1 protein-coding gene is annotated in these 247 nt (G+C 40.5%); it reads left to right on the top strand.

The window, feature by feature from the left end:
- Positions 1 to 247 (top strand): hypothetical protein (locus tag AACL61_RS08000; RefSeq protein WP_339111212.1); only part of this gene is annotated, 247 nt, incomplete at both ends.

The raw sequence follows: 247 nt of genomic DNA, 5'->3' as shown, positions 1-247 counted from the left end.
GAACAGAATGCAGCTAAGCCCGTTGAAAAAGAGGCTACGGCTGTAAAGACTACGAGCGAAGAGAATGTAAATAAGCGTAGACAAAAGCGGCTAAGGATCACACGTCAAGAACAATCGCAGACAATCACTAATAAACCTAAACCACAGCCGAAGAAACTTACAGAAAAAGAATATGAAAAACGGCTGGAAGAAATGCCTTTAGCAGTTCAACTTAAACACTGGCAAGAAAAACTTCATAAGCTTATGG

The sequence above is a fragment of the Limosilactobacillus reuteri subsp. porcinus genome, assembly GCF_036621895.1.
GTDB lineage: Bacteria > Bacillota > Bacilli > Lactobacillales > Lactobacillaceae > Limosilactobacillus > Limosilactobacillus reuteri_J.
This window is presented reverse-complemented; position numbering and strand designations above follow the sequence as displayed.